Genomic DNA, 6,423 nt, shown 5'->3' with positions numbered 1-6,423 from the left:
CTTGCGCGGCTGGCGCCGCGAGCTGTTCGGCGATGCCGCGCTGAAGCTGAAGCGCGGCGAGCTGGCGCTGGCGATCGAGAAGGGGCGCGTGATCGGGGTTCAGCGGGCGTAGGCTCAGCCAACGCGGAATAATGCCGGATCGTCATCCTGAGGCGCGAGGCGCGAGGTGCAGAGCAGCGTGCGCGGAGCCTCGAAGGATGAACGCCCCGCTGCGGCAGCCGGGCCGTCGCCCTGCGAGGCTCGCCGAAGAGGCGAGCACCTCGGGGTGACGGTGATGGATTGGAGCTCGCTGCTCCCACATCGTCGTTGCGAGCGCAGCAAAGCAATCCAGACTGTCTCCGCGGACAGACACTGGATTGCTTCGTCGCTGCGCTCCTCGCAATGACGGAATTTGACGCACCTGCCAGCCTTAAGCCGGCGTCAGTTTGGCCACATCCGCCATCAAAACGATTCGCCGCTCTTGGCCAGCGCCATCAGCGTCGGCGCCATCGCGTCGGGCTCGCGCACGTCGGCGGCCTGCTCGAGATGGTCGCGCGTGAGATTGGAGAGCTTGCGATGGTCGATGAAGATGGTGGGACGTCCGTCTTTCGGCACCAGCGCGTAGGACAGCGGCAGCGGGGTATGGGCGACGTCGGCGCCGCGGATGTTGAAGGTCCAGGCGACCGCGTGGCTGTCCGACAAAACCAGCGCGTCGACACCGAGCTTGCCGATCTCGCTTTTGATCTGCGTCAGCTTCTCAGCCTCCGTAACGCCGGCATGTGCCAGTGTGTGGATGGCGACGGGGGCGAGCGGCGGCTGCGGGCGGTCCTGCCAGATCGCGTCGATTGGATTGCTGTCGACGGCGACCAACTCGGCACCGGCCTTGGCGCATGCCGCGGACAGGCGTTCGGCTGCCGCAAAAGTGTGCAGCCATGGATCAAATCCAAGGCGGTCACCGGCTTTCAGATGCGCCGACACCCAGCTCTCCGGCGGCGGGTCGATCAGCGATTCCACGGCCCAGGCCTTTGCATCGACCTGCTTGGCGGCCTGAAGCGTGTAGCGGCCGTCGACGAACAATGCGGCCTCCCGGGTCAGGACCACCGCGAATCCCGCCGAACCCGTGAACCCGGTCAGCCAGGCCAGCCGCTCTTCCGACGGCGGCACATATTCGTTCTGCTGCTGATCGGCGCGTGGAATGACGAAGCCGGTCAGCTTGCGGCGGGCGAGTTCTTCGCGAAGTGCGGCCAGCCGTGCGGTCAATGCGACGCCGGCCTCCGGCTCCTCGAATGTCTGGAAGTGTGCTTCGAACATGGTGGATCACTTTAGGATCATGGGGACGAGTCCGCAATCTGGGCGCATTTGCGTCGCATCTGGCATGGACCGTGCTTGAAATGGTTCCACTCGAGTCGAGTGGAGTAAGGATGCGGCAGTCGCGCTTTGTCCGGATAACAGGGAAATTCGAGCAGGTGGTTCATCTCAACGACGAGGGGACACACGATGCCAGCATTCACGTTTGAGAAGATTTCGCCGCCGGTGCGTCGGGCTCCCACTGCGGCGGCACCGCAGAAGCCGCGCAGCGTCATCAGCCAGGTGATCGACCGCATCGCCGAGCGCCGCGCAAGGCGTACGTTGCAGGACGAGCAAGCGATGCGCCGCGACGAGAAGCCGGCGGAGTAGCGGCATCGATGATGCCGCAGGGTGGGCAAAGGCGCGAAGCGCCGTGCCCACTATCTCTCTCGGTCGCAAAAAGTGGGTGGGCACGCTTCGCTTTGCCCACCCTACGGCACCTGTGCAGGCTATCCCATCTTCCGCAGCAGCAAGCTGCTCCACCCCTCGATCCGCAGATGCTTCAACGGCGCGAGGCCGCGCGCGCGGTAGGCGGCGATCACGGCGGGGGCCTGGTGCGTCAGCAGGCCGGAGAGGATGACGCTTCCGCCGGGCGCGAGATGCCGCGCCATCGGGCCCGCCAATTGCCTGAGCGGGTTGGCAAGGATGTTGGCCAGCACCAGGTCGAACGGACCGGCCTGGCCAAAATCCGGCGCAGCGAAGCCGGTGGCGCGGATCACCCGCACCAGGTTGCCGACTTCATTCAGCCCCGCATTCTCGGCCGCCACCCGCACCGAGGGCGGGTCGATGTCGGAGGCGAGCACATGGCGGTGCAAGGCTTTCGCCGCGGCGATCGCCAGCACGCCGGTGCCGGTGCCGAGGTCGAGCAGGTTCCTCGGACGGCAACTCTTCAGGACATGGTCAAGCAGCAGTAAACAGCCGCGGGTGGTGCCGTGATGGCCGGTGCCGAAGGCGAGCGCGGCCTCGATCTCGATCTTGAGCTTGTTCGCCGTCACGCGGTCACGGTCGTGGCTGCCGTGCACGACAAAACGACCGGCCGGCACCGGGACGAGATCTTCCAGGCTGGCCTTGACCCAGTCCTTGGCCTCCATCGTGTCGAAGATGAGCGTATCGGCAATCTCATTTCCTGCCGAAGTTACAACGAGTTCGCGCAATAGCACCTGGTCGGGCGCCTCGGCGAAATGCAGCGTGACGTCCCATTGTCCGTCCGGCCGCTCGAAGGCGGCGACCGCCGCATCGCCCTCGAAAAACACCTCGGTGAGCACGTCGACGACGCGCCTGGCGTCGGCCTCGCTGCCGATCGAAAAGCTGGCGCGATGGGTCGGAGAAGGCTGCATTCAGGGTTCCGTTGGGTTCAATTTTTGGAACTTTTGTTCCCTATTACCGCATAACTTGCGGTTCCCGGGTTAACCGGGGCGTAGGTTGTGTCCCGTACATTTCCGGGTGTCGAATTAAGCCAACACAGCTTGGAATTGAAACGGAGGCGAGACTTGAAAAGCATGATTCAGAAGTTCTGGTCGGATGAGTCCGGTGCAACCGCGATCGAGTACGGTCTGATTGCAGCGGGTATCGCTCTGGCCATCATCACCGTGGTGAACAACCTGGGCACCACCCTGAACGATAAGTTCACTTCGATTAGCACCTCCTTGAAGTAATTTCCGCCCCATTTCCCAGGGGGTGTTGTTTTTCTTTTGAGGCTATTCCTGATCACCGCCCGCGAGGGGAATTCCCCTGGCGGGCGAGGTCGTTTTTTGGTGAGCGCCTTCGATATTCACAGATTGTCCGCTGCTTGCCGGGACGCTATCCACCGGCTTCTCCCGCGATTGCCCCTGCGATCTTCCACCGATTTTCCTCAGGGCGCCTCGACGTTTTGATCGAGCATCCGTCGACCTGTCCACAGACCATTCAACAGCCCGTCCACAAGAGATCCACAGACCTATCCACGGCTTCCGAACAGCGACCGGTGATCCCTCAGGATCGCCTGCGCGGCGTTATGGCCGGGAGCGCCGGTGACGCCGCCGCCGGGATGGGCGCCGGAGCCGCAATGGTAGAGGCCCCTCAACGGCCCGCGATAATCGGCGTGGCCCAGCATCGGCCGTGCCGAGAACAGCTGGTTCAAGGTCAGCGCGCCGTGGAAGATGTCGCCGCCGAGCAGCCCGAACTGCCGTTCGAGATCGAGCGGGGACAGGATCTGGCGGCCGAGCACGCTTCCCGCAAAACCCGGCGCGTATTGATCCACCGTCGCGATCATGAGATCGGCGACCTCGTCGCGATGGTCGTCCCACGACGTTCCGTCGGGAAGCTCCGGCGCGACGTGCTGGCAGAACAGGCTGGCGACGTGCTTTCCCGCGGGCGCCAGCGTGTCGTCGAGCGTGGAGGGGATCAGCATCTCGACGACCGGCTCCCGGCTCCAGCCTTGCGCACGCGCATCGAGATAGGCGCGGTCCATGTAGTTGAGGCTCGGCGCCAGGATGATGCCGGATGAGAGATGATCGCCTTCGCCCGGCAGCGCCGTGAAGGAGGGCAGGCAGTCCAGCGCCACATTCATGCGAAAGGTGCCGGAGCCGTTCTTCCAGTGCCGGATGCGAGCGAGGAAGTCCGCAGGGAGAGCGTCGGCCTCGATCAGCTGCGTGTAGAGCAGCTTTGGATTGACGTTGGCCGCGACATATTTCGCGCGGATCGTCTCGCCGTTTTCCAGCACGATTCCGACGGCGCGGTCGCGCTCGACGATGATCTCGCGGACGCCCGCCTCGGTGTCGATCACAGCGCCACGGTCGCGTGCCGCGCGCGCCATCGCCTGCGTGATCGCGCCCATGCCGCCGATGGCATGGCCCCAGACGCCCTTCTTGCCGTTCACCTCGCCGAAGGCGTGATGCAGCATCACATAGGCCGAGCCGGCGGCGTAGGGGCTGGCATAGTTGCCGACGATGGCGTCGAAGCCGAACAGCGCCTTGACCAGATCATGCTCGAAGCGCTCGTCCAGCATCTCGCCGGCCGAGCGGGTGAAGAGATCGAGCAGGCTGCGGCTCTGTTCCAGGGTGAGACCACGCAGGATGTTGGCGGTCTTCCAGGCGTTGACGCCTTCGCGGACGGCCGCCGCGCCAAAACCGTCGACGAGATTCGGCGGCGCGCGCAGCACGAACTGCCTGAGCACGTCGGCGATGTCTTCCAGCTCGCGTGAAAACCCCTCGAGCGCGGCCGCGTCATGCGCGCTCAGCCGCGCGACTGATGCCTGCGTCCGTCCTTCGCCGGTGAGGAGATAGCTGCCGTCAGGCGCGGGCAGGAAATTCTGGGCGCGCCGTTCGACGACCCGCAGGCCCTGCTCCGCAAGATTGAGGTCACGGATCACCTGTGGATTAAGCAGGCTCACGGTGTAGGCCGCGACCGAATTGCGGAATCCCGGGTGAAACTCCTCGGTGACCGCGGCACCGCCGACCACCTTGCGGCGCTCGACCACGCGCACGCGCAGGCCCGCCATCGCGAGATAGGCTGCGCAGGTGAGGCCGTTATGGCCAGCGCCGATGATGACGACGTCGGTTTCGCTCATGAGGAATGCAGAGCCCAGTCTAGTGTCATTCCGGGGCTCGCGAAGCGAGAACCCGGAATCTCGAGGTTCCGGGTTCGATGCTTCGCACCGCCCCGGAACGACCCTCTAATATCAAGCAATCCTCACTGCAACATCACAACCCCCTTTATTGCCCGTTCAGGCGCCTTGTGCTCCATTGCGCGCGTCCGGCGCCCGCCGGGGAATGTTTGCCGGAGCGCTCATGGATTCGATCGTGCAACCTGCCGCCACGGAGCAGCCGTCTTCGTCGCGCAACCGGCTGCTGCTGACGGTTTACACCGCGGCGATCTTCGTCAGCGCGCTGCTGTTGTTCTCGGTGCAGCCGCTGTTCACGAAGATGGTGCTGCCGCGGCTCGGCGGCTCGCCGGCGGTGTGGTCGGTGGCGATGGTGTTCTTCCAGTCGCTGCTGCTGGCGGGCTATGCCTATGCGCATCTGCTGATGCAGGCGAGGCGCCGGATCGTTCCGGTCGCGGTGCATCTGGTGCTGCTGATTGCGGCCTTCGCCACCCTGCCGCTCGGCATCGCCTCCGCCTATGGCGAGCCGCCCGCTTCGGGCTATGCGTTCTGGCTGCTCGGCCTGTTCGTGGTCTCGATCGGCCTGCCGTTCTTTGCGCTCGCCGCGAACAATCCGCTGCTGCAGGCCTGGTTCGTCCGCACCGGCCATCCGGCCGGACACGATCCCTACTTCCTCTATGCCTCCTCCAACATCGGCAGCTTCCTTGCGCTGTTGTCCTATCCGTTCCTGCTGGAGCCGATATTCACGCTGCACACGCAGAACCGGTTCTGGACCGCCGGCTATGGCCTGCTGATCCTCCTGATCGGCGCCTGCGGTGTGCTGTTGTTGCGCTCGCCGAAGCTGGCTGAGGTCGATGCGCGAGCCGAGGACGCGCATGCGCCGGCGCCGGGCTTCGTGACGCGGCTGCGCTGGATATTCCTCGCCGCGGTGCCGTCGGGCCTGCTCATCGCCGTCACCGCGCACATCTCCACCGACGTCGCGGCGGCGCCGCTGCTATGGGTGCTGCCGCTGTCGCTGTATCTGCTCACTTGGGTGGTGGTATTCCAGTCGCGGCCGCTGTTGCCGCACAAATGGATGCTGATGCTGCAGCCGGTTGCGATCGCGGGCGTCGTCGTCCTGCTGGCCTTCGGTGGCGAGCAGAACCTCCTGCTGACGCTCGGCGGTCACCAGCTCTGCTTCTTCGTCATCGCCATGGCGTGCCATGGCGAACTGGCGCGGACCCGACCGGCCGCCAAATATCTCACCGGCTTTTATGTCGCGCTGTCGTTCGGCGGCATGGTCGGCGGCCTGTTCGCGGGGCTGCTCGCGCCGTTCACCTTCTCGTGGATCGCCGAATATCCGATCCTGATCGCGCTTGCTGCGCTGTGCCGGCCGCTTGCGAACGAGCGGCTGGCGGACATCGTCAAATGGTATTGGCTCGCACTCGCCGCGCTCGCGGTGGCGCTCGTCGTGCCGTCCACCACCACGGGCGGCCTCTCGACCTGGTTCGAAGATCACCGCGTCTGGGTCGCTGGCA

Annotated in this window: 4 protein-coding genes and 2 pseudogenes; 3 read left to right on the top strand and 3 right to left on the bottom strand. The window is 65.1% G+C overall.

The annotated features are described in order from the left end of the window. Positions 1-453: 453 nt before the first annotated feature. Positions 454-1,290 (bottom strand): annotated as a pseudogene (locus MOV75_RS23495) (aminopeptidase P family N-terminal domain-containing protein); the annotation flags it as partial. Between the two features lie 186 nt (positions 1,291-1,476). Here MOV75_RS23495 and MOV75_RS23490 point away from each other — a divergent pair. After that, on the top strand, positions 1,477-1,656 hold the full coding sequence (locus MOV75_RS23490) for a hypothetical protein (RefSeq protein WP_246928263.1): 180 nt from the start codon (positions 1,477-1,479) through the stop codon (positions 1,654-1,656). A 119-nt stretch (positions 1,657-1,775) separates the two neighbouring features. Here the strand turns inward: MOV75_RS23490 and MOV75_RS23485 are convergent, their stop codons facing one another. Next, the gene (locus MOV75_RS23485) at positions 1,776-2,663 is read right to left on the bottom strand and encodes a 50S ribosomal protein L11 methyltransferase (RefSeq protein WP_246928266.1); all 888 of its coding nucleotides are present in this window, start codon (positions 2,661-2,663) and stop codon (positions 1,776-1,778) included. Positions 2,664-2,816: 153 nt separating this feature from the next. Between MOV75_RS23485 and MOV75_RS23480 the strand changes: the two genes are divergently transcribed. Further along, entirely contained in the window at positions 2,817-2,981 is a 165-nt protein-coding gene (locus tag MOV75_RS23480) for a Flp family type IVb pilin (protein WP_246928268.1), read from the top strand. 281 nt (positions 2,982-3,262) lie between these two features. Here the strand turns inward: MOV75_RS23480 and MOV75_RS23475 are convergent, their stop codons facing one another. Next, on the bottom strand, positions 3,263-4,873 hold the full coding sequence (locus MOV75_RS23475) for an NAD(P)/FAD-dependent oxidoreductase (protein WP_246928271.1): 1,611 nt from the start codon (positions 4,871-4,873) through the stop codon (positions 3,263-3,265). Between the two features lie 220 nt (positions 4,874-5,093). On the opposite strand from MOV75_RS23475, the pseudogene MOV75_RS23470 reads away from it, so the two are divergent. Next, positions 5,094-6,423: pseudogene (locus MOV75_RS23470) on the top strand (class I SAM-dependent methyltransferase); the annotation flags it as partial.

Origin of the sequence: Bradyrhizobium sp. PRIMUS42 (genome assembly GCF_023006515.1) — a bacterium.
In the GTDB taxonomy this organism is placed as follows: Bacteria; Pseudomonadota; Alphaproteobacteria; order Rhizobiales; family Xanthobacteraceae; genus Bradyrhizobium.
The sequence above is the reverse complement of the archived record's forward strand: the minus strand, read 5'-3'. Positions and strand labels throughout refer to the sequence as shown.

Excerpts from the sequence above, each read along its gene's own strand:
- MOV75_RS23490 (WP_246928263.1), top strand. The coding sequence starts at position 1,477 with ATGCCAGCATTCACGTTTGAGAAGATTTCGCCGCCGGTGCGTCGGGCT.
- MOV75_RS23485 (WP_246928266.1), bottom strand. The coding sequence starts at position 2,663 with ATGCAGCCTTCTCCGACCCATCGCGCCAGCTTTTCGATCGGCAGCGAG.
- MOV75_RS23475 (WP_246928271.1), bottom strand. The coding sequence starts at position 4,873 with ATGAGCGAAACCGACGTCGTCATCATCGGCGCTGGCCATAACGGCCTC.